The sequence below is a fragment of the Pseudomonas boreofloridensis genome (genome assembly GCF_030580795.1).
Taxonomy (GTDB): domain Bacteria; phylum Pseudomonadota; class Gammaproteobacteria; order Pseudomonadales; family Pseudomonadaceae; genus Aquipseudomonas; species Aquipseudomonas boreofloridensis.
The window spans coordinates 189208-212367 of sequence record NZ_JAUQOQ010000004.1 but is presented as its reverse complement, the minus strand read 5'-3'; the positions used below and the strand labels follow the sequence as shown (position 1 = coordinate 212367).

General features: G+C 53.8%; 18 protein-coding genes. 7 read left to right on the top strand and 11 right to left on the bottom strand.

Features of this window, described 5'->3' with window-relative positions; all coding sequences use genetic code 11:
* Positions 1-94: 94 nt before the first annotated feature.
* From Q6A47_RS06915 to Q6A47_RS06875, 9 genes are all read right to left on the bottom strand, one after another.
* Positions 95-1813 carry an ATP-dependent nuclease gene (locus Q6A47_RS06915; protein ID WP_304483686.1) on the bottom strand — a complete coding sequence of 573 codons (1719 nt, stop codon included), beginning with the start codon at positions 1811-1813 and terminating at the stop codon, positions 95-97.
* A 207-nt stretch (positions 1814-2020) separates the two neighbouring features.
* A complete protein-coding gene (locus tag Q6A47_RS06910) occupies positions 2021-2842 on the bottom strand; it encodes a hypothetical protein (protein WP_224536915.1) in 822 nt (273 codons plus the stop codon).
* 478 nt (positions 2843-3320) lie between these two features.
* Positions 3321-4418 carry an ImmA/IrrE family metallo-endopeptidase gene (locus tag Q6A47_RS06905; RefSeq protein ID WP_156310234.1) on the bottom strand — a complete coding sequence of 366 codons (1098 nt, stop codon included), beginning with the start codon at positions 4416-4418 and terminating at the stop codon, positions 3321-3323.
* The gene (locus Q6A47_RS06900; RefSeq protein WP_224536913.1) at positions 4408-5028 is read right to left on the bottom strand and encodes a hypothetical protein; all 621 of its coding nucleotides are present in this window, start codon (positions 5026-5028) and stop codon (positions 4408-4410) included. The genes Q6A47_RS06905 and Q6A47_RS06900 overlap by 11 nt, the downstream gene beginning before the upstream one ends.
* 223 nt (positions 5029-5251) lie before the next feature.
* Complete coding sequence (locus tag Q6A47_RS06895) at positions 5252-7222, bottom strand: hypothetical protein (protein WP_304483685.1); 1971 nt, start codon at positions 7220-7222, stop codon at positions 5252-5254.
* A 92-nt stretch (positions 7223-7314) separates the two neighbouring features.
* Positions 7315-7686: a hypothetical protein gene (locus tag Q6A47_RS06890; RefSeq protein WP_304483684.1), complete on the bottom strand. Its 372-nt coding sequence runs from the start codon at positions 7684-7686 to the stop codon at positions 7315-7317.
* Positions 7687-7816: 130 nt separating this feature from the next.
* Positions 7817-8434, bottom strand: a complete 618-nt coding sequence (locus Q6A47_RS06885) for a hypothetical protein (RefSeq protein WP_304483683.1) — start codon at positions 8432-8434, stop codon at positions 7817-7819.
* 75 nt (positions 8435-8509) lie between these two features.
* Positions 8510-11893: a site-specific integrase gene (locus Q6A47_RS06880; RefSeq protein WP_304483682.1), complete on the bottom strand. Its 3384-nt coding sequence runs from the start codon at positions 11891-11893 to the stop codon at positions 8510-8512.
* Entirely contained in the window at positions 11890-13344 is a 1455-nt protein-coding gene (locus tag Q6A47_RS06875) for a tyrosine-type recombinase/integrase (protein ID WP_304483681.1), read from the bottom strand. The genes Q6A47_RS06880 and Q6A47_RS06875 overlap by 4 nt, the downstream gene beginning before the upstream one ends.
* Before the next feature lie 494 nt (positions 13345-13838).
* On the opposite strand from Q6A47_RS06875, the gene Q6A47_RS06870 reads away from it, so the two are divergent.
* The 4 genes from Q6A47_RS06870 (at position 13839) to Q6A47_RS06855 (ending at position 17282) form a co-directional block, all read left to right on the top strand.
* Positions 13839-14882, top strand: a complete 1044-nt coding sequence (locus Q6A47_RS06870) for a PD-(D/E)XK nuclease domain-containing protein (RefSeq protein ID WP_304483680.1) — start codon at positions 13839-13841, stop codon at positions 14880-14882.
* 7 nt (positions 14883-14889) lie between these two features.
* The gene (locus Q6A47_RS06865) at positions 14890-16062 is read left to right on the top strand and encodes a hypothetical protein (RefSeq protein WP_304483679.1); all 1173 of its coding nucleotides are present in this window, start codon (positions 14890-14892) and stop codon (positions 16060-16062) included.
* The gene (locus tag Q6A47_RS06860) at positions 16059-16745 is read left to right on the top strand and encodes a hypothetical protein (protein ID WP_304483678.1); all 687 of its coding nucleotides are present in this window, start codon (positions 16059-16061) and stop codon (positions 16743-16745) included. The genes Q6A47_RS06865 and Q6A47_RS06860 overlap by 4 nt, the downstream gene beginning before the upstream one ends.
* A 93-nt stretch (positions 16746-16838) precedes the next feature.
* The gene (locus tag Q6A47_RS06855) at positions 16839-17282 is read left to right on the top strand and encodes a VPA1269 family protein (RefSeq protein WP_304483677.1); all 444 of its coding nucleotides are present in this window, start codon (positions 16839-16841) and stop codon (positions 17280-17282) included.
* A gap of 259 nt (positions 17283-17541) precedes the next feature.
* On the opposite strand, the gene Q6A47_RS06850 is transcribed toward Q6A47_RS06855, so the two are convergent.
* Complete coding sequence (locus Q6A47_RS06850; protein ID WP_304483676.1) at positions 17542-18258, bottom strand: hypothetical protein; 717 nt, start codon at positions 18256-18258, stop codon at positions 17542-17544.
* A gap of 490 nt (positions 18259-18748) precedes the next feature.
* Positions 18749-19447: an HAD family hydrolase gene (locus Q6A47_RS06845; RefSeq protein WP_304483675.1), complete on the bottom strand. Its 699-nt coding sequence runs from the start codon at positions 19445-19447 to the stop codon at positions 18749-18751.
* 308 nt (positions 19448-19755) lie between these two features.
* Here Q6A47_RS06845 and Q6A47_RS06840 point away from each other — a divergent pair, with 308 nt between their 5' ends.
* The 3 genes from Q6A47_RS06840 (at position 19756) to Q6A47_RS06830 (ending at position 23127) form a co-directional block, all read left to right on the top strand.
* Positions 19756-20727 carry an ornithine cyclodeaminase family protein gene (locus tag Q6A47_RS06840; RefSeq protein ID WP_304483674.1) on the top strand — a complete coding sequence of 324 codons (972 nt, stop codon included), beginning with the start codon at positions 19756-19758 and terminating at the stop codon, positions 20725-20727.
* A gap of 19 nt (positions 20728-20746) precedes the next feature.
* Positions 20747-21709 (top strand): threo-3-hydroxy-L-aspartate ammonia-lyase, encoded by a 963-nt coding sequence (locus Q6A47_RS06835; protein WP_304483673.1) that lies wholly within the window; start codon positions 20747-20749, stop codon positions 21707-21709.
* A gap of 143 nt (positions 21710-21852) precedes the next feature.
* The gene (locus tag Q6A47_RS06830; protein ID WP_209965749.1) at positions 21853-23127 is read left to right on the top strand and encodes a dicarboxylate/amino acid:cation symporter; all 1275 of its coding nucleotides are present in this window, start codon (positions 21853-21855) and stop codon (positions 23125-23127) included.
* Positions 23128-23160 lie beyond the last annotated feature (33 nt).

The following is a 23160-nucleotide window of genomic DNA, read 5'->3' as shown; positions in this document are numbered from 1 at the left end:
TCGCCGCCCTAGTGCGGCCACCTTGGCGATCAGCTCCGTTTTCCCATGGCCTGCTGGAGCCACGACGGCCCGACGGCTGAGCGTGAGAATGGACTCAGGCGTTACCATAAAGCCAGCTCTCTACGGTGCGGAGGCATATGCCTATGGGCGACACATGTGGGTTGTCGATAATTTGCATCACTAGAGCGGATATAGCGCGACCGCGCTCAGCATTTTTGAACCAGCTTTTTTCGGCGGCTAGATCGCTTAGGCGTAGCCGGAGGTCTGGGCTGGAACCAACCAGATCCCAATCACAGAAACAGGCATCGACATCAAGGCCTTTGAAGGTCTTTTCTAAGTGATCCACTAACGTGGGCTCACTGATGAAGCCAACCACCAGGTCGAGCAGGCCGTCAATTTGGGCATCAGTGGCTGATTGGAACACCGCCCGCTCCGTGTTCAGACCACCCCCATACTCGATGACGCGCACGCGTTGAGCTTGTAGTTTGGCAGCAAAGTGGGCGTCCAGTTTTCGATCTGAATCTCTGAACAGACCCACTTCGTATCCGAGCGCCCGGAGCGCCAGCGCCAGGGGGGGGGCCGCTGATCCGCCGCCATCAACAATGGCCGCGCCGAGTTGCTCGATCGGAACACCATCGTGCCTGTCGGGGTAGCGCTCCCTCAATCCAAGCATCATTCCCAGTTCTGTTGCACCTTCACAGAGCAAAATTTTTCGGGCGAATAGAGCCCGTGGAGCCCCCTTCAAAACTCGGGAAACATCTCCGCTTGCCTGGGCATGTTTGATGTCTGCAACTGCTTCGGGCGAGCGGGAAACGATGAACAGGGAAGGTGGAGGCAGCTCAGCCAGGACGACATCGGAATGAGTGGTCATGAGAATTTGGCCTTTAGCCAGATGCGCTTTCTCTGCCTCCTGTTGCCATTTTTTGAGCTGCGCCATTGCGCCAAGGACGCGGTGTGGCTCTAGGCCTTGCTCCAACTCATCAACGAGCACAATGGCGCCTTCGCTGATGGCTGAACGTTGAACAGCCAATGTCGCCAAACGCCTGGTTCCAAGGCCTGCCAATCGCAATGGTACCGAGCCGTCATGCAACGCGATCGAGCTGGAATTGAATCCACCTCGCCCAAGCTCAAGGTCGGGGCAGTAGGCTTGGTTGATGTAGGCGCCGAGTGAGCGGGCAGCCGTTTCGGCAGAGGCGGCAGCTTGGGCTAACTCTGGGATGGAGCCCAGGTTGGCACTTTGACGGGCAGAACGATAAGCATGAGCCAACATCTGCGCGGTCTCATCGTTGGCCTCAGTCATCTTGGAGAGCACTGAGCCTTGGGCCCAGGTCAGATGGCGTGCCTCGTCACCGGCCAGCCGGACAAGGCAGAACATGGCCCTGTCCCTGTTCGAAAGGATTCTTGGAGCTGGATAGCGATCGCAGACCAGAGACCAAACGGGTTCCATGGTCGCATCGACCGAAAGTCTTACTGTCAGGGCTGGGGTGTCGGCGTCCTCGGGTTCATCGTTGAGCTCGCCCGAAGGGGAGAGGCCACGAAGATACAGGCCGAAGCGACCATCTGAGAGCAGGGCGCGGGACAATTCGCCGATAGTGACTTCCACTTCGATGTCTTCAGCGGTGTTCGCGTGGTGGAAGTCGGCCTCGTTGAAGGTCATCCACCGTGGGGATAATACCGCCTCTACCGCGTCCAGCACGGTCGTTTTCGCGCTGTCACCGACGCCGATCAGGCAACAAATGGATTGTCCCATCAGCTTCCATTCGAGATGCTTGATGCCCCTGAAATTCTTTACAGTCAACTGCTCAACGCGCATCCATCACCCGAGAAGTGGCCAATTGCGATCAAGGGTAGCTGAGCTCAAACATAATTCAATGTTTAGCTTGTTACTTTTTCAGATTCGTGTCGGCGCGTTGAAGAACGTTTGGGTTTGAAGGGTCAGGAAAGAGGTACCTGCAGCGCTACCCGAAATATTTTATTTATGTGTCGGGTAGCTATTTTGCATTTTCAAACTGAGATGGTTTCAGCCGAACTGGTGAAGAAGTGTGGTTATCTCTTTCTCTTTTCTTTTGCGCTTCGCATCTTCAATTTTCTGATCTAAGATAAGTTCTATTGCTGTTCTAAGGATCGGGAACTGCTTCATGCATTCCTCTTCAGAGCCTGAATGAATTCCAAGGCTGAGCACGCTATATATCTTTTTATTGTTTACTAGATACTCTGGTAGGTAATCTGATAACGCTTTAATTTTTTCTCCAACCGACGCTCTGCTAAAATCTACACTGTTTGTCTTCTTCCAGGTCTCGGACTGCTGGGCTTCCAAATGTGCTTTTTCCAGCAAATATTCAAGTAGTCGCCTTAAGTAAATCAAGCTTCCGGCGCCCACACCATGTGTGAAAAGCCCGATCGCTTTAACCAGCTCGCGGCATCGATCTTCCCCTAAGATTTTTCGGTAGCGCTTAACACTTGGAGCTGCTACGTCATAAGTGGATGGATATTGACCGATTTTTTGTACGCCTTGATTTTCATCAAATTGAAAGCTGTAGCTTATCGCGTGATTGTTGTCGCGACTGCATTTGAATCTGAATTCGATGAATGGAAAATACTCCCACCATGAGTCTAAGGTTGTGCGGCCTTGATTGTAGCCGTTGTCCTGGCGTTTGAAGGTGCTGTCTTTTGAACAATAAGGACAAAATGAGTCGATGACTGCGTCCCGTTGTGTGAATATTAAGAAGTCGTTGAAGTTTTCCTCGGTAACTTTGTAGAAGGCGTACAGCGGAAGGTCAACGCAGAAGCTTTGGAGTGACGGAAAGGAGGGGGCAGGCGGCGCCGTTTGAATATCAGTCATTCGCATTCCTCAAATACACAGTCCATCTTGAAGATGGGAGTTTGATTTTTTGGTGGTAAGTGAGGGCTGAACGACCTCAGAGTAGATTAGAGGCCAAGACAGGGCCGAAAACAACTAGGCAACGAGGCAGATTTACAGGCGTGAGTCCGCCTTGGACGAAAGGGGGGCAAGCAGGCTAGGCAACACTACCCCCGTGGCATGCCACAGTACAGAGCGGCATGGGTGCGGCTCGCCGCGCTCATGGATACGAGCAGGTCAACTGGATGTGTAGTAGCTTCCTGCAGCGAGCTCAACGAGAGTGACATTGCTAGAGTGCGATGTAGACGATGGTGCGCGGGGTCGTTGCTTGTTTCATCGGATTGGCGTCGAAGACTTCCTGAGTAACCTCGGCATGCAGGGCCTCAATGATTGGAGGGGCTCGCAAGATCCGGATACAGCGAGTTCCCTCTCGCTCTATACCCGGTTCATAATTGATCCTTCAGACCAGCCTCAACGGTGGCTCAGGTGGTGTGAGCATGAAGCGGCTTTCAACCATCTCACGGGTAAGCCCACAGGCCTTGAGAGCCTTTCTCCAGCTAGCGTGATCCAGCAAATCCAGTGCGCGCTGCACCAGTCGAGGTGATTCCATCTCGATCTGATCATCGAGATCTTCCCGCCGTGTGAAGCCCTTGCGATTCAGATAGGTGAAGCCTGACTTGGCCTGTTCTTGGCTGATGAGATCCAGGGCCTGAGCCCGATAGATCAGTGCCTTGAAACTAACCTTCCACCTCAGCTTGAGCTCACCCAAGGCTTGCCAGTTGAGATACCTGCCTCGCATTGCAGGGAATTCTCCTGCAAAGCTGGCCCTGGGCATCAAAAGGGCACTTGCGAATTGGTTGGCCTGATCTTCCGTGTGCCGGCAGCCCGTTTCCACACCTTGGTGCATCACCAGGTGACCGAGCTCATGGGCGATGTCGAAACGTTGTCTGCACGGGTTCTGCTTCGCGGTATTGCGAACAATCAGCGGGCGCTTGTTGTGTAGGGAAAACGCGTCGATGCGGTCATCCGCTTCAGCGATATTGACGACCAGCACTCCAATCTTCTCGACCAGTCTGGTGACGTTCGAGAGAGGCCCAAGCCCCAACGATTGCTCTCTACGAAAACGCTCTGCAATCTGTTCGATAGTATCGACGCTTGTCACTGGTTCATCGTGTGTCCGAAAGCTGATATCCGGGAACGCGACTTCTTTGTCGAGCTCATCGATCAGCAGTTCGAAAAGCTCAACCTGAGCTGCAATCGATTTCTTTACCGTCACCGTTGAGGCGCGCACGCTTCGGAAATGGCATTGCTCAAGTTCAACGGAGCTGCGTCTAGGCGCAAAGAAAAACTCCTGAGTGACGCCCAGAGCCGTGCTCAGCATTTCCAGCTGTACGGCGGAGGGAAATCCATTCACCTCCAGTTTGTGAGCATACTGCCGGGTAACCCCAAGCAGGTCACCGATGTCTGCAAGCGACCAACCGGACGCGCAGCGCGCAAGGCGCAGCTTGTCCGGAGAGAATTCGTCGCCTAATGCCAGTTGCTGTGTTCTATCGTCCATCTACGCTGCCAGGTTCGTCGGGTTTTTTCGTGTCGGCGTCTTTGTTTCTGCGAACCACCAAAGGTTCCTCGATCTCGACTTGAGCAGGGAGATCGCTTGTTCTGACCGGCACGCTGGCCTTGTATTCATGTGCCCAGTGGCAAAGGATATTTTGGTTGATATCGAAGCCCACGATCGTGGCTTTGAACTCAGCGAATTCGAGGTCGTTGTTCCCATCGACAAACAGTCTCCAGGTGGAAACCTCGGGGCTGGCCTCGAAGAGACTCAGTTGGTGCAGCTCGACCAGATTGGCCTTGAGCCGATGCAGTTTCTTAGGAGCATCAGGATCGTCGGTGACGATCTGTAGCAATACACCGTTGATGCTGATCGTGAAGTCCATGGTGCCGTTTCGCAGCTCAAGCCATGGCAGGGTCACATCGGCACCCAACGCCTTACAGAGCCCTTGGAGACGCCCGTAGAGCAGAGTCGCGCGGGTGTATGCGGTATCGTTTGGTGTAGATGCATCAGCCAGCGCCTGATACGCAACTGAGATCACTTCCTGGCAGACCAGATCCAGGTATTCGGGGAGCAACTCGGGTGCGAAATGACTTGGGTGCTGGGTTTCGTGCATCGATACGACCTCGAAAACTGTGCAAATAAGGGATACTGTCAACCGGCATTTTTGTGCAGAAATCTTGGTTTGTCAACTGGATGATCTGCAGGCTCTTCGCACTCAAAAGCGTCTCAGTCAGCGGATACCGAGCCAAAGCGTTTATTGATCGGTCGTGTCTATGCGAGCTCTGTGAGCAGCCGACACAACGCATGGTTGGAGTAATGCTCAGCAGTTCCTGACATCACTCAACCAGCGGCACAATCCGCTGCAAAGTCCCAGGACTCGGAAGCCTCGGAGAGCCCTCAATCTCATACACGCAGTGCTCAATCACTCGAACTCCTTGCGCCTGCAGGTTCCTGACGAAGGCAGCCCCCGACCTTTCCCCACCAGCACCGCCTTGAGCGGAGGTGAACACCAGTACCGGAGGGAGCTCGACCCCCAGTCCTTCGTTCGGGCTCAGTGCAAATCCTGCATCCCATGAGTAACCCGCGAACTCGTCCGCTTTGATCATCCGATACGTCTGTGACTGAGCCACAAAAAGCTCATTCGACCTGACGTTCACAATGCGAATCAGGGCGTCATCCTTACGTCGAAGACCACGTGGAGAGAGCCGAATGAGATCGCCCTTTTTAGGCACTTTCGTAACTGCTGGAACTGAGCTGTACCGCCGGTTCAGCAGGTGGGCAATCTCAGGGCAATCACAGATCACCGCGATGCGCTGAACGTCCTCTGCATCGATCCGTACCTCGATCTCGGAGAGTTTCCGAAGGCATTGCTGTATTGGCAAAGCACCTTGCTGGCGAATGCGGACATCCACGGTGGGGAAGTAGCGAGACATCTGATCAACAGCTGCATTGGCCGGCAGGGTGGCATCGACCAGAGCAACCAAATTCACCACATTCTGCAGCTCTGCCAGCAGCTGAAAAATCTCGAACAAGGGCAACTGATTGAACTGATGTACGACGATTGCTTGGACATGCGCGCCATCTGTAATTTCGTAGAACGGGACAGGGGCATGACCTAACTCATTTTCATAGGCCGCGCATCTGGCCTTTGCGATCGTCACCGAGGTCGGAACGGTATTCGTCAAAAGCTCCGAGACCGCACAGTACTGCTGGGTGAATTCGACGGCTGCTTTGACATCGTCATATCGAACGAGCAGTACGCGTGAATTCAGTGCCAAGGTCACTTCGTCGAGCATGTCGAAAGCGAACATGTCCGGGGTGAACGCGCTCAAGCGGCTGAAGGCGTGTTCAATTTCACGCTCGCTATAGGTTGGGTGAAAGGGCGTGCAGATCCTGGTCAGATGATGGCGTACTGCGCTCTGCAGGATATGGTTCGACTTGAGCTGAACGTGGCCCTCCGTCGCCACAACCCAGCCGTGGCCCTCACACTCGCGAATCGCCTCAAGCACATCATCCGAGCCCGCGATGACGCTGCCGATAACATCACCACCGCCATCTACCTCAACCGCATTTACCCCAACCACGTCAGCCCCACACCCATAAACAGAAGCGACCTCAACAAGGGTGTTCCCCGCCGTTGACTGGGCTTCCAGATGCCTTAGCAGTGCCCAGGCCTTCCTCAATCCAGGCGTCTGATCGAAGCCTGGATGATCCAGAACTGAGTCGTCATTAGTCTCAAGAAACGGCAGTGCCAGCGGGGGATGAATAAGGAGGAAGCAGGCGTTTAGTGGCAGACAAATCACCATCTGCTCCGCACTGGCTTGATCGAATCCTTGAATCATGATTCCAGACACCGACTCCTGGAAGGCCTGGTACTCCTGCCATGCGAGCTGCAACTGGGCCGTCTGAGCATCGCCCAGGTGCATCCCAAGAATGAACCGACTCTCATGGTCAAGCAGCTGCCGCACACTGCGCTGTTCCAGCAAAGCAGCTTGCTCCAAAACGCTCGCGAGACCGGACGGCGGTGAGTATTGGGAGAGCGCTTTCTGTGTACTAACGAAGCCCGCCAGTGCCCTGCATTCGTCGTATTCCACGCAAAGAGCGGGGTACAGGTAGGTAATGACCAGCCCTCTACCGCGCTTAGCTATGGACGCGCGATAGGTCATGCCGGGGAATATGGGTTTCGACACTAGCTCCGGATCGAGCCGCGCCTTGAAGGATGTCCCGGTGGCCAGCGATAGGAGATGGAATTGCCGCTCGCCACCCAGTGTGAGCGTGAATTTCCGGACGAAGTAGTACTTTGCCATTGGCCTGATGCACCGTTGGGTAGAAAGACAGGGGAATGAAGCTGGACGGAATCTGCTGTAGAGCCGCGAAGCGGGGCCTGCCAAGGGCCCAGTCAGAACGTGAGAATCGTCCCTGACCGAATGATCTCTTCCCGGAAAGCCGCACGCTGCAAGCCACGCTCGGCATCTCGCAGCTGGGTTCTGAGCAGCTGGATCTCGGTTCGTAAGCTGGCCAGTGATTTGTCGTAGTGCGAATGGGCCTTGGTGGAGGGTTGAGATCGCACATGCTCCAGCAGCAGCTCAGCAATCTGGGACAGCTCTGGCCCGCCACGCCCCTCGTAGAAGACCTGCCTGGTAAGCCCCACCGTCCCGGCCAGCCATGCAAGGTTTATCTTGCCGGCCCGCATCCGCACGCTCTTACCTGACTCGATGATCTCCAGAGCTACCTGGCGCAGCCTCTTCGCCGACTCCAGTTCCGGTGTCATGGCGCGTAGCACCTCATGCGGCGAACCGCCTCCAGAGGCACCTGGAGAAGCACCTGCACCAGAAGTAGTCCCGGCTGACCTAGCCTCAACTCCCAACCCAGCCTCAGCATTGGAGATACGATCATTCAGTTCACGCACGGGCATTCTTCCATTCGACATAGGGGGCAATGAGTGTTGAGTCGGCTATCGGTTTCGGGATGCCGCTGACATCTGAGAGGTCGGTCAGGGTGTCGTTGATGATCCGAATGGCCCGCTTGTGATCGAGGATCCTGTCCACCAACTGGCAGGTCACTTCATACTCGCGCTGGTACTCAGCCACTCCGCTGGCCTTGGTAGCAACGTCCTGAGACCGGGCAGCCTGCACGGGGCGTTTCGACAGATCGTCCACGATGTTGCGAAGCTTGGCGTTCTCCTCCTCCAACTGGGTGTTTCTAATCATCACCGGATGCAGTGGATCTATGTCCGTGTTGTATGGGGTGGGTGGGGTACTTCCATCGCCAAGGAGCCCTGGGTAAGCGTCGAGGCACTTCCTGTATGACTTTCCACGCTTCAAGAGCAGGCTGCGGTCGACGCCGCAGATACGAGCGACTTCATCCGCCAGCTGGCTGATGTTTTTGAAGGGCTCAGCCTGTTGTTGAAGCACCTGCAACGCCGCATAGATTCGAGCGATCGTTGCCTTGAGTTGTGCTTCACCTCGTCGCTCTTTAGGTGTTCGAGCAGTCGGAGCTTTAGTGGGTGTTCTTTTCATGGTCAGTTTCGCGCAGTCCTGCAAGCTCGCCTGGCCAATTCACCTAAATTGGACATACGAGCTCGCCTGGTCATCTCAATTCGCCTCTGCCATCGTGGCTTGATGGTTGAGGAGGAGGGCAGAGGGCTTGCTCAACGCATACGCGGAGATTTCCTCGAATGAAAGGCCTGTGCCGGCCATGATCGACAAGATCTGCCCGATGTAGATTTCCCTTTCCTCGAATGGTTGGTTGGCAACCTGGAGGAATTCCGGATTACGTGCCAACTCATCAAGAATCAGGGGGTAATGTTCTGAAGCGAAGGCTGGGAACTGTGAAGCATCTATCAGCATCGAAATAACGCGCTGTTTGGGATCTGCCATATCAACACTATGACGAACAGCGTTCGCAAGGTCGCGATGACGAGCGATGTACCCGTTCGGAAATTTTTCTTCTTGCCAATTTTTCTCCAAGATCTGGATGACTTGGCGATAACCAGCCAGCTCCAGGGTGCAAAGCGAAAGTTCGTCGTAAATTATCTCTGTGCTGGAAGATTTTGGTTGGTGTTTAAGAGTTTGCTGAAGTTTTGGTCTGAGTTGCTCCACACGACAGGCATGATCACGGACTTTTGCATTCAGGGCAGGTAGATGATCGATCCCGAATACTGCGTAAGGGCAAATACCACAGGTGCGAGCCTTTCGCGTGAAAGTCATCAGCTTTTTCGGGCAGTCACCATCAAGAGCACAAATGCAACAGTCTAAGAACTTTACGCGCTGAGTTTTAGTGCTGGCAATCAAGTCCAGGCCTGTCTCGTCGGCGTCCAAGATATCAGGGATTACGGAGACGAGATGCTGGTCGCGCACGGTCTCTTTGCGGTTCTGTTCCCAGCCTTTAACCAGCGCCGAATTAGGCGATGATGGGCTGGGAGGACGTCCGGTCAGAGCTGCAAACGCATGCTCTGAGACCGCTCTGTTGGCGGAATCAATCAAGGCCAGAGCTTCTTGATGAGTCGGCACTACATAATGCGCACTTGTATACTTCTGAGCATGACCTACTTGCCCTCCGATAATGGCGTAATCAAGGCTCGCATAGATACGGCGATGGGTAATCCATGTGGCCCGCAGAGCATGTGGGGTATGTACTGCCGACCAATCTCCAGCGGCAGTGCGCTCCACGAACTCATGACGACGCTCTGGAGGTACGAATTCGTTGTATATCTCCTGAAATCCGCGAAGAACCAATGTCCATTTTAGGGTGTAAGAAGTGTCAGAAAACGGAGCGCCGTTATTAAGCCAAGGGCTACGGAAAAGAGGGTGGATCTTGCTGTATTTTTTAGTGCTCTTAGGGTCATTTTGATAATGCACGCCTGTGTATTTTTTTCCGTACTCCCTGGTTTGGAAATGGCGTTCCTGGAGCAGCACATCCATGACTTTATAAGGGAGTGTGATGGGGCGGCTTTTTCCACTTTTGTCCGTATTGACATAGAGGATGCAGCTGCTCAGGCTTCCCCTCATAGAGTGGTCGTAATATTTATCAAAGCTGCGGATATCCAACCATTGGCAATTTTGCAGGCGCAGCCCTGAGAAGAGAGCCGTTGTGAGCATCCTGACCTGTGACAGCCATGGAACGTAAATTTCGCTGCTAGATGATTTGTATTTTTCACTTTTCCACGAGTAAGCATTGATGATTTTTTTGAGCGGTACCTCCAATTCCTGCGAGGTGTCATTCGGGTTCCACAACTTGATGGAATAAGAGATTCCGTATTTTTCGAGGTCGATCCAGCTGCTGTTTTTTAGATCCAAAGTGTCTTGGAAACTATAGATACCTCTGAGGCATTTGTTTTGAAGCTCGACCCCGATAGCGTCGAGTGCGAGCATATAGGCTTCCACCATCAACATTGAGTCGATGGGGAGGGGGATTTTGTCACTTTTACCTGCCGAGCCACTTCCTGTGGAGTCCAAATCTGGATGGATCGGATTTTTATAGAGGCCACTGACTAGAGGTTCACCATTAGGCATTACTACGTTGCCGTTCGCTATCGCGACTTCGAAATATCGCCATATCGAAAAAATGAACCTGGCTTTGGTTTTGATGCTGCGCTTCAGATCGTAAAACTGCATCAGTGTGAGCGGTAAATCGATTTTTGAATTGTCCTTCGGATTGCTTAGATTGCAGTTTTTGGACGTACGATGCCAAAAAATGGAGCGGTGAAAATTCTCAATGTTGGTCGGGATCTCGATGCCGCTGTTGGGGTGTTTGCTAAGCCAAGCAGGCAGATACCTACCTAGGTAATCCATCAGGATATGTATGTATCCAACTTCTTGCTTTCTGCTGTTAATGCTTATGAGTTCTTCAATGTGTTCAAGGTGCAGCTCGCCAGCCTTAATCCAACAGGACAAGTTCTTTTCAATGTCTAGGTTGTCTTGGGTGTTGTAGTAGCCATTCACCCAGTCATAGTTATAAATAGTTGGTCGGCGACGACCAGGCAAAAGAGCATACTCCTCGGGGGGGAGTAAGTCTTGTGCCTCCTTTTTGGTTTCCTCGGCTCGCGTATTTTTTTCTTCGGCTCGTTGTTTGTCCTTGTGTTTTCGGCCATCTATTCCCGAGGCGTAGCGGGCTCTTCTGGATTGGAGATTCTCATTTTTTGAGTAATTTTTACCCATCGAGCCCCAGTGTTTGACGAACTGCGCATAAGATTTCCTGTTCTCGGTGCTCGAAATTTCGAACGTGCTGGTACTTAGGTGAGCATGATAGCCTTCAAGAAGCCGGGCTTGATCCGGGCTTACAATTTTTGGATGCTCTCTGGCAAATAGATGAAGCCATGTTAGGTAGGAAAAGTCAGTGCATTTGCTACCCTTCTTAGACTTGCTTTTTATTTCACGTTGCTTGTCGACTACTACAGGCGCTGCTTCCCACAACTCTTCAAATACAATGTCTTCGGGCCGCTGCCAGTTGACTCGGTATTGAAAATTTCGAGTGCAGCGATGCAGATTCGATGTCTTGACTCCCGCGAGCTTGTGGATAAAGCCCTGCGATCTATCAATCAGCTCCGGATACTTAGCCCATACGCCACTGATGTTGAAGTCATGAGGGAGCGTGGCATTCCCCTTAGTCCACAAGAGAACAAACATTGTTCGAATGGGGATGCGAATGCCGCTAACATCTTTAGGATGCGGGGCAGCCTCGCCAGTGAGTGCCGTATACAAAGGTAGGGCAAGATCGAGCTGTTTGTCGGGAACCAGGCAGAGATTGTAGAGTGTCGTGAGCTCCGGATAGGTCAACGCGCGACCCTTGCGAATCCTCAGGAAGATGGATAACGCCAGCCGGTGCCTGGCTTGCCTATCTGTCAGGAGCTCGGGATTGGCTTTCCCAGACACGCTCTCGGCATCCATGGCTTTCTGAGCCAGTTCTTGCAAGATAGCCGCAGCATTTTTTAGGACATCATTGCCGTGCAGGGTAAGGCTGTCGGTGGTGTTGATCACGCTTCTGGGCCCCGCTCAAGCAGTTCTTCGCTCAAACGCCCGTAGGCCAGGCCACGGTAGTGGTCAATGCTTTCGCCCTTGCCTTGGTGGTACACGAGCTCGTTGGCAGCATCGACGTCCACAAGGGTGTTGATGCCCAGATCTGCGGCATAGATCTCGGTACTCCGGAGATCTGCGTGCCCCATCAGCAACTGAATTTCAGGTAGGTCGAGGCCCGGCCTGGGTCGGCCCGGCACCATTACGTAGTTGCGCGCCCAAACCCCGAAGAGGTGTCGGAAGTCGTGGGACGAGTAGTTTCCCTGGGGAGCGACGAACTTCAGTTTTTTCTGAGTGGCTTGAATGCGGCGGTTGATCGTCTTGTTGACGCTGTTTGAATTGAGTTCGCAGAGAGGTACACCGTAGGTGTCTTCATCAAGCGACAGCAGCAGCCAGCGGCTGTCGGAGCAGGGGCGCACAGCCATGTAATCAGCCAGCTTCTGCCAGAAAATGGATTTGAATGGCTCGAACATCGTCACGACCGCAGTCTTGCGACCTTTGAACCCAAAGCGTTCCTTGTTCGTGGTGTCACGAAGGCCATCAGGATCTTCGACGCGAATGATCCTCTTGTGAACGTCAACGTCCTCCAGGCGAACCCCAACCGCTTCCGAGAGCCTCAGGCTGCCAAGTCCCAAGCTCCAGATCAAACCGTCCAATGGCGTTGGGGCGTTCTCAAGCATGGGTAGGATATGTGGGAGGTCAATGTGCTTGGCCTTCCGGTCTTTCTTGACCTTAGGGGCGCGCAGGCCGCCTCGGGCTTTCTTTGCGCCGGCACCAAGATTGGGTTTGACCTGCAGCGTGTTGGCATGGATCCGAGCCAATTCCTGAGAGCTGCGCACCCTGGGATTGAGTTCCGGCAAAGCGTTGGTTTGAGTCTGGGGAGGCAGCCCGGTCAGGACGGAGGTCAGTTCTGCCTGCTCGAACGAGATCGCGCTGCAGGTGGTCAGTAGAACGTTGGCAGCTGCGATGTACGCGCCGGCTGACTTGGCGGAGACTGTTTTCCGGCCAGTTCGAATGAAGGCTTGGCGCACTATAGGGTCTTTGGCTTCTGCTCCCTCGATCAGATAGGACGAGAAGAGATGCATGGTTTTCGACGCAGTCTCAGGGTCGAGTCGGCCAGAGAGGGCGCCGGTTTCATAGAGGAACTCGATGAAAAACCGTCCACCTCTCTCGATCGCAATAACCGAGTTGCGCGTGTAACTGATGCCGATCTCGCCCCAAAGGTGCTCGGTGAATTCGTTGTAGAAATCTAACGGTGCACCTGTGGCTGTCTCGTAGAGCCTGGGTGGCTCGCATTTGACTCGCGTGAGGCTGTGCATCGCCTCGATGCTATTACCGGCGGTTGGCTGCTTTTTCGGGGCCTTGGGAGGCGGATTCGAGCCCTGTCCGACCAAGGCAATCTTCGATTTACGCATATATTGACAAGCATCCTGCGTTGTGGTGTAATCTATGGAGCAGGATGGTATGTACTGTAAAGTACAATTTGAAATGACAAAAAGTTCTTATTGTGAGGATTTTTATGTCTTTATTTTTGTTTTGGTCGCCTTATTGTGCTAATCGGCACTACCTTGAACCCCTCTCTTATCCTCGCAAAGCCGCGTATTTCAAGGCTTTCAGTCTCATAGCTCCCCGGTAACACGACAAACCCAGGTCGTAGAACAACCAGTGCGCTTCCGCCGTCAATTTCATGATTTTTTGTCCGCTTCCGCGACGCGCCAAGGATGAATCAGCTGCTGCCAACCCGACGAACAGCCTTATCGGGGGTGATGTCACGATGGTCGGCTTCAGCGTTTTGCGGTAATTTGTGCTGGCATGAAGCCATACCCACAGCAGGACGCACCTTCCCGGCAAGGGCTTTGATCCCTGGTCGCTACTGTTCCTGCGCACTTATTTCGTGACAGGAACGACCATGTCAGGCGGCGAAACCGAAAAAATTGCGAGGCTCGCGGAGCTCGTTTCCAACGAGATCTTCAGCTTCTTCCGCTGGAAAAAAGAGGGGCCGGCGAACCTCAACTTCGGCTGTGTGAAGCAGGAAACACACGCGCCCTTGAAGAAGTCTGAGCACACGCATCCCACTGACGTGGTGTTCAAGTACGCAGACCCTTATCTGAACAAAGCCGTCTACCTTCATACCGATTTGAAGAGCTACGCGGTGGGCTCAATCACGCTGGACTCGATCAAGAAGGCCTTGAAATCCCTGGGCAAGACCATCGACTGTGCGCGTGCCTCGACGGAGTGGCAGACGCGCTACCACTTGGCCAAGCGTGAGAGGTATGAGGTTCGTGGGATGCTGTTCGTGTACAACCACGACGACGAGTACGACAAGAATTTCTACGATCACTTCAAGGACTACAAGGGCGAGAACCTGCACATCAAGGATTCTCAGCAGATTCATATCGTCGAGCCTTCACTGATCAATTACCTGAAGACGCTGCAGGTCGATGTGAATGCCCTCAGAGCGGCAGGGACATTTCCGAAGGACAACTACACCTTCTATTACCCTGATCTCGTTTTGCACAAGGCCAGTGGCGAGTACTGGGAGCGTGCAGCCACTGCTGAGCTCATCGCTTCGCCGTACATGATCATCCACCACAAGGAGGTGATCTCGTACTGCGAAAAGGCCATGGAGCTGACTGAAACGTATAGCGAAGGCTACCTGATCTACTATCGCCGCGATGGCAGCAGTGAGATCGAATTCCGGTATCTCTTTGACGCCCTGTCCAGGTTCCAGATCCTCAATGCCAACAAAGACTTGAAGATCCGGATCCGGGTCGCCAATCGTTACCATCACAGCAGCATCCTCAGCAATTTCAACGCTGCCATTAACAGCTACGTCACTGAGTGGGGCGAAGACGAGAATCGCAAGCGGAAACTGCAGGCGATCGAACTGGACATCGTGAATCACGCGATTCCGAACTATAAGCCCGAAGCGATCGGCTGGGAGCGAGACTGACATGAGAATGGGTAGCCTGTACTTCGCGTCCGACAAAGCGATCTATGACGCGCTCACGCAGCGAAGTCTGACGAGTGCTGAGCTCCGGAAGGTCTTCCTGTCTAGGGGAATCGTGATCTCCAACGAGTCAGACAAAAAATTCCTGGCCAATCGGTTCAGTGCTCTGTTCCACGACTACTACGACTATCGGAACCTGTCGCTCCTGGTAGGTGGCCGTGACAGTCGTGAGAAAACCACAAATGTGGTCGTTACCACGGCGGTTACAAAAGATCAGCTGACCGACGCGTTGACCTCCGTCAAAGAGTGGCTTGTGGATGACCAGCACGAGCAGGCTGAAGTAGCCATCCATGGCGATCAGCTCAAGCTCACCGTCAAATACCAGAAGCTTGATCTGAGCCAGGCTGAGTTCCGCCAGGTCGTCGAGAAGACGGCGGAGGTCATCCTTGAGAAGCAGGGCAGCGGCTGGAAAATCACTGGCCCAATGAACGAAAAATTCAAGGACATCACCGATCAGTTGTATTCCCAGATCGAGATTGTCACTGACAATGATGTGTCGACCCGCACCATCTCCCTGGAGGCAATCCCGGACGCCGGCATCAGGACAAATTTCCTTCGCAGCTTGATCCGCAACCTCAAGGACATGGAGGTGGTCGATGTTGTCGACGTCTCCACATTCAACCCTAAAGATCGCGATGATGATGACCTGGATCTCAGTGATGAGGCGTTGGTGATCGAGGATGCAGTTGAATTTGACTTAGACGATGAGGGCGAGGAAGGGGATGGTGGCGATCCGGAAGCTGAGCTGGCCAGGCCGCAGCCCGAAGCCAGGGCTCACAAGATCATCCGCATCGACAAGGCATCTCTGAAGGGCAAGGGAGTCTTGGAGTCCAAGCAGCTTATGGAGCTGGAGGGCCACGGCTTCTACATGTGGAAGATTCGATGGACAGCCCGCGAAAAGCCCTTAGGTTCAGAGATCGTTCAGTTCGAGGCTCAATTTGGCAATCAGGCCAAGTACTGCGATTTTTCCTATATCGTCAAAGGTGTCTACAACTACAACAACGGAAAATACGCCAAGAACCCCGTCCGCGCCGAGCCGGTGCTTGAGCAGAAGCTCAAGATCCGCTTGGAGGAAGCGGCGCAGAAGACACTGGACGACATCGAAAGGAGCTTAATGGCATGAAGTCAAAGCGGCTGAAACTCTGGGTTCTGACCGCTCGTATTGACTTTCAGACCCTCGTTCATGGCCTTCGGCAGCAGCCGTTCAACGACGAGACTCGGCTGGGCGTCGAGATTCTTGAAATCCTGGATGGCAAGGCCACCTTTCGGTATCACGAGCAGCGGGATATCACGCAGTCGTTCACGAACCCTCTTGGTGAGACGGTTGAGTCGAGTTACTCGACGTTCATCAGCTTTGACATGGTATTCGAATCGCTGGGGGCGGATCGTTTTTCGATCTGCATGAGTTCGCCGCCCAAGGATCTGAAGCCGTTCGTTGAGCTTATCCGGGCCGCAGCCGGGCCGACATTCGCCCTGGAGATCGTGAAGCCAGATATTTCGTCGGTCTACCAGCAGTTGAAGGCCGACAAGCGCCTCACGCGGGTCATGGCCAAGCGCATCGTATCCGGCGCGGTCACCTTTGATATCGAAAGCAGCTACCGGGTGGATATCGCTTCGACCGGTAATGCGATGACGAAATTGTTGGAGATCACAGGTGGGCGCCCGGCGCCGATCGACAAGATCAAAATTGTCTACATGTACGACTCAACGCCTGTGCAGATCGAGTTGTCGCGATCGGGGTCGGTTGCGATTTCTCTGGATGATGATGAACACCTTCAACTGCTGACGAGCCTGTTGATTCGCTAACCAGGCTGGGAGCGATTGAGGCGGGGAGGGTGGGCTGGTTCGCCCTTGAAACCTTCCTTGACCGCGCACGTACCCGCCCGGGGCCGGCAAGTCATGTATAACGACTCGGGAGAGTCAGATGATTACTTCGTCAGATTCGTCGATGGCAAGCCGGACTGGGTGAAAAACATGGGGCCCTTGGCTAAGCATGGGCGTCAGGAAGGCTTTGTGCGACGCGAGACGGACTCAGAGGGTAGCCCAGGGTGGGGCATGCACTTCACCAGCGACAAGACCTCCTACGACGGCGATGGTTACGATGTCCCATGGATCCCTGAGCCGATGATTTATTGGTTGACGGTGCTGCGGGACTGGCAGCAAGAATACAATCTCATCACCCGACTGACCCCCTTGGGTGGATTGCAGCAAACGTACAGGTCTCTTCAAAAAGAAGCTTGCGCGGAAGGGCTCCAATACCTTTCTGTTCAGGGCATTCGAGGGTCAACCCCCGACCTTCGCTCCGCCTCTGTTGGTTCAGCAGACCCTCGTCGAGCTAGCTGAGGCACAGGCTGCTCTCAAACAAATTCATCCCCCTGGCAAGGTGATCCGGATTGATGAACGCGCGGGCAGTGCGCCGGACTTCAAGCTCAATTCTCTAGAGCGGCGCGCGCTTGAGTAGCTGCGCTCGAAAGACTTCTTGAATGATTTCAAATTACAGCAAGGTGACCTAGGGGATGTGCTCGATCAGAAGGGTAGGGCTGTCTTCAGGCCTGGAACACTGGATGCCCTTGAAAAGGTGCTGAAGCTTCTCTGAAATCACTCATGAGGGCACCTCCATCAGCATCATTTCGTTCAGATGGTGGGCAATCTTGTCTGCTCGGATGAAATGCAGAAGCCCGTGGCTTTCGTTTGCAAGTGTGACCATGCCAGCGAACTTCCACACGTCGTCGATATCGGCGATGACTACTGAGCCGCTCATGCCATTGAAATCGTCTGGGCGATTACCTACGATTTTTAAGGTTGATAGGCCCCGATTTTTTGGCTCAGAGAGCTCTCCCCTGAGCCAGTGCAAGCGCGCGTCTAAGACTCTCTCTTCATAGTCGTATTCTCGGCCCTCTGTCGGATAGCCAAAGACGTGGAAGGAGTCCGCGCGTCCGAATTCGTCGGTGTCAACATAGCAGGTGGCGTCCAGGCTTGTGAGTCCTGCCGCGTACAATTCGGCATGCTGCTCTTTCACTACTCGGAGGATGGCCAGGTCTGAATCAAGATCGGGGTCAGACTCTTCCGGAAAGACCGCGCGTAGGTCAAACAGGATGGATACGGGGGCATTACGCAGCAGAATCCGCAAATCGTCATGTGTGGCAAGTTGGTTGTTGAGCACGTGCATGGCCGTTATGACGAAGAGTTCGCCCTCGTACTCAAGCACGAAAGCAGTGCCAACACCGCCATGGGAGTAGTAGTTGCCGAGGTGTTCACTGCTGAGGATCACCGGATGAACCTGACCCAGCATCATGTCGGTGAAGGTGTCTTTAGACATGAATGCTTACGAGTCCTGCATGTTGAATCTCCTGGTTATCAAACCTGCGGATATGGGTCGCATTGTTCGTCGGGCTGCCTTTGGGCTGTCCTGACGAATCTGGCCTGCTTTCTTCACTTGGCTTCCTAGGTGCTGGGCGATTTGACTGAAGCGACGATTTCGTTCAGATGCCATTGCGGTATGCCTAGGCCTTACCGTTGTTGCCGGACTTTGGCGACCGACGAAGCATGGAGGATCCTTATGAGCTCCGTCAGCACTGATTCTATCCTCATACAATCGCTAGTGCCCCGTACCGCCTACTAGAGCCGCCCTAGAATGGACTTCCTTTGGCCTATTGGTGGCAAAACTGATAAGGATATTGGCGAGCCAAACGTGTTTGGTTTGATAGCTTTGTGCAAAGAAGTGCAGCCATCCACTGTGAGGCATGAGTCGACATGGTAGAAAGATGCATCGGCACTGCGCTGGAGTCGATATTCAACTGCTGATCGTATTACACCTCACCCGCGAGCACCGGCCTGGGTGGTGGCGTCGCGGACTGTGTGCGTGCGTCGCAAATTTGCTTAATCACGCGCGCAATTTCACCGAAGTTCTCAACGACGTAATGAGCACCTTCGGTCTGCAGGCGATGTCTGGGAACCTGAGAGGCAAATGCGATGACGGTAAGGCCTGCAGCAACTGCAGCCTGGACACCAGGCACGGAATCCTCCACAGCAATGCATTCAGCGGGAGTGAGCCCCAGGTCAGCAACTGCGTTGAGGTAAACGTCGGGTGCTGGTTTTGGCCTGGCCTTGCCGGCGGTCGGCGAGTGGAAGGATGAGAAATGTTCGGTCAATCTGGCTTTCCCCAAGACGAATTCGATATGACCGACGCTCGCGTTCGACACAATGAATTTAGGAAGGGCTATTTGAGGAAGGGTTTCTTCCGCGCCTGGAATAGCCGACAGCTGAGCATCGAGCATGGGGCGAAGCGTTGAGATAATCATCTGGGGTAGGTCGTCTGGCAGCGGGCTGCCGAAATGCAATGCCAAGCGCTCCAGGCAATGGGCGCGAGTAAACCCGAGAAAATCCTCAATCCACATTTCCGGCGTCAGCTCGATCGCGAGCGCATCACGGGCCACTCGTTGAAATGCGTTGAACGCGAGTCGCTCGCTGTCCACCAGGGTACCGTCGCAATCGAAAAGTACGTTCATGGATTAATGAATTCTCGGATAGGGCGGGGTAAACCGGAGCCGGGATCGGGCTGCCGTTTCAACGAAGCGAAAGACCATAAGGTTGGCTGTACTTTTTGTCAATTTCTAGACGAAAAGAATCCTTGCCATCATCTTCATGAGTCTGCCCCGATCTCCCAGGCAGCAGCCCGCCTCGCATTAGGCGCCTTGTTTCTCTGGCCGAAGCCTGAAAAAGCGGGTGACCAACGGCTCCTCTAGCTGTCTTTACAGATAGTCTAGAACTGGATAATGTGTCTGGAATTGTGATGTGATTATCTAGGCGCTACAGAATGTCGAAGATCGAGACGCTCAAAATTTTGGATAGGGACTGCGTAAACGCGTTGGTCTTGCCCGAGCAGATTCTTTTTGCAGTACGTGAGGCTTTTTACCTGCACAGTGCAGGTGAGGGCCAGGTATTCCCTATCGTGAGAGAGGCGCTCAGCACTGGCGGGGTTTTTGGTATCAAATCTGGTGGGATCTCCAACCAGGGCGTGCTGGGATTCAAGGCGGCTGGCTTCTGGCCCAACAACCGTAGCTTGGGTGGTGAGCCTCATCAGGCCACGATTCTCCTGATCGACCCAGTGACTGGCCGGCCTCTCTGCATGATTGATGGCAACACAATCACCACGTTGCGTACAGGCGCAGCCGGGGCGCTGGGGTTGGAGATCCTGGCTCGGCAGGACAGCACCAAGCTGACCGTTTTCGGCACAGGCGTTCAGGCTCGCATTCAAGTGGACTATGCGCTGCGCGTGCTGCCAGGCATCAGGTCGGTGGTCTATCTGACATTTGATGGTCAGCCTAATACCCATTTCGAAACTCAATTTGCTGATCGTTGTGTGGTGAAGCACAGCGAATCGGCAAATGAGGCGGTTTCGAATAGTGATGTCGTGATCACTGCGACTCCTGGTGGGCAGGTGCTGTTTGACCTCCATGCAGTGAAGCCCGGTACGCATATCAACTGCGTGGGAGCAGACACTAAAGGGAAGCGGGAAGCTCCAGCGGGATTGCTGGAGAAATCGAAGGTCATTGTTGATGACCGCGATCAGGCTATGCAGATCGGGGAAACCCAATGGACTCCTTCCATCCCGGTAGTCGAAATCGGAGATTTGCTGACCGGGAAAGCTGGTATTTCGCGAAACACTAACGACATCACGGTCTTCGATATGACGGGCTTGGCACTTCAAGACCTGACCGTTGCCCGTCTGTTGTTCGAGCAAGCGAAGATCGATGGCGTGGGCCACGATATCTCTTGGCCCTGGTAATTAGTTGAGGATTCAAGTCATGCAAATCACCCTGCCAACCTATCGGGATGTCATTGAGGCATCGGAGCGACTCGAAGGGGCCGCTAATATCACGCCGGTTCTGACCTCCCGCACCATCAATGCGGAAGTCGGTGCAGAGGTCTTCTTCAAATGTGAGAACTACCAGAGAACGGGTTCCTTTAAATTCAGGGGCGCCTACAATTCGTTGGCCAAGTTCACTGCTGAGCAGCGGGAATCTGGCGTTGTGGCGTTCTCTTCCGGTAACCACGCGCAGGGGATCGCACTGGCAGCTTCAATCCTGAAGATCCCTGCGACTATCGTCATGCCGACTGACGCACCAGCAGCAAAGGTGGCGGCGACCAAGGGCTACGGTGCCGAGGTCATTTTTTACGATCGTTATACCGAAGACCGCGAAGCGATTGGCCGGTCACTTGCCGCCAAACACGGTATGACCCTGATCCCGTCTTATGATCATCCCGATGTTCTGGCTGGCCAAGGCACAGCTGCCAAGGAGCTTTTCGAAAGCGTTGGCGAGCTGGATGTGCTGTTCGCTGGTTTAGGTGGCGGCGGGATGCTGTCCGGTACCACGCTTTCCACCCGTGCACTTTCACCTAACTGCACACTCATTGGTGTGGAGCCGGAAGCGGGTAATGATGGTCAGCGGTCTTTCAACTCTGGCGAGATCGTACACATCGATACGCCGGACACCATTGCTGACGGCGCTCAGACACAACACTTGGGTAATTACACTTTCCCGATCATCCTGAACGGCGTGAACCGCATCGAAACGGTGACCGATGCAGAGCTGGTCGAGGCCATGAAGTTTTTTGCCCAGCGTATGAAAATGGTAGTTGAGCCAACAGGGTGCTTGGGCTTGGCTGCTGTTCGTAAGTTCAAGGATGAGCTGAAAGGAAAGCGCGTCGGGGTCATCATTACCGGCGGCAATATTGATATCGACAAGTTTGGTCGATTCCTTCAATAAAAATTAGATCCTTCCGTTAAAGCTAGGCCCTTGGGTGTGACTTCATCCAGTGGCGAAGCTTTGCCGAAATATTGATGTTTCAATAATTCCGCCCAAACAAAAATGGCCATGGAAAAACATGGCCTCGATAATAAGAGGTGAATATGAAAAGCCGCTTTATTGTAAAAGCGATTGTGGTCGGTATGGTGCTCGGTGTAGCACTTGGAGGCGTCTTGCACAGCCAGCTGGATGCAGCCGGTGCGAAAGAGATCTCCACCTACCTAAACATGATAACTGACGTCTTCCTTCGTCTGATCAAGATGGTCATCGCTCCACTCGTCCTCGCAACGCTCGTCACGGGCGTGGCCAGCATGTCGGGCAGCGGTTCGATTGGTCGTGTAGGTTTCAAGGCCATTTCCTGGTTTCTAATCGCATCGCTGGTGTCGCTTGGCATCGGTTTGGTGCTCGCCAACCTGTTCCAGCCAGGCACTGGGCTGAACTTGACTGTCGACCCTAACCAAGCGGTGAATACCGGATTGAGCGCAGGTTCTCTGAGCCTTCCAGTCTTCCTGTCCCATGTCTTCCCCCGCAGCATTATCGAGGCGATGGGCAGCAACGAAGTGCTGCAAATTGTTATCTTCTCGTTGTTCTTCGGCAGCGCATTGGCTTTCGTCAAAGGCAAAGGCAAGTCACTGATTGTCGACGTGCTTGAAGAGCTCGCCAACGTCATGTTCAAGGTCACTGACTACGTCATGTACGTAGCACCTTTTGCAGTATTCGCTGCAATTGCTTCCACGGTGACCGTGCATGGTTTAGAGATGGTGATGACCTTCGGAAAAATGGTCGCACAGTTCTTCCTTGGCATTGCGTTGCTGTGGCTGTTGATCTCGCTGGCTGGTTATCTCGCCTTGGGGCAGCGTATGAAGCCGCTGCTGTCGCTTATGCGCGAACCTCTTCTGATCGCGTTCTCGACTGCCAGCAGTGAGGCGGCCTATCCAAAGACTATTGCGGCGCTGGAAAAATTCGGTGCGAACAAGCGTGTGACCAGCTTTGTGTTGCCTCTGGGCTACTCGTTCAACCTTGACGGCTCGATGATGTATCAAGCCTTCATCGTCATGTTCATCGCCCAGGCCTACAACATCGAGATGACGTTCGCCCACCAGGTCGTGGTGCTGCTGACTCTGCTCGTGATCAGTAAGGGAACCGCAGGTGTCGCACGTGGCTCGCTCGTTGTGCTGGCCGCAGGGCTGCCGATGATAGGGCTTCCGGAAGCTGGCTTGCTGCTCATTCTGGCCGTTGATCCAATTTTGGACATGGGGCGTACAGCCACCAACGTCTTCGGCTGCAGTGTTGCTACCGCTGTGATCGGCAGGCACGGCAATGCTGATGAAAAAGATGTCGCTGAGGGGCGCCTCGAAGGGTCAACCCAAGTCGTTTAACTCTACCGCTTACTAACAAAAAAAAGAGAAGCG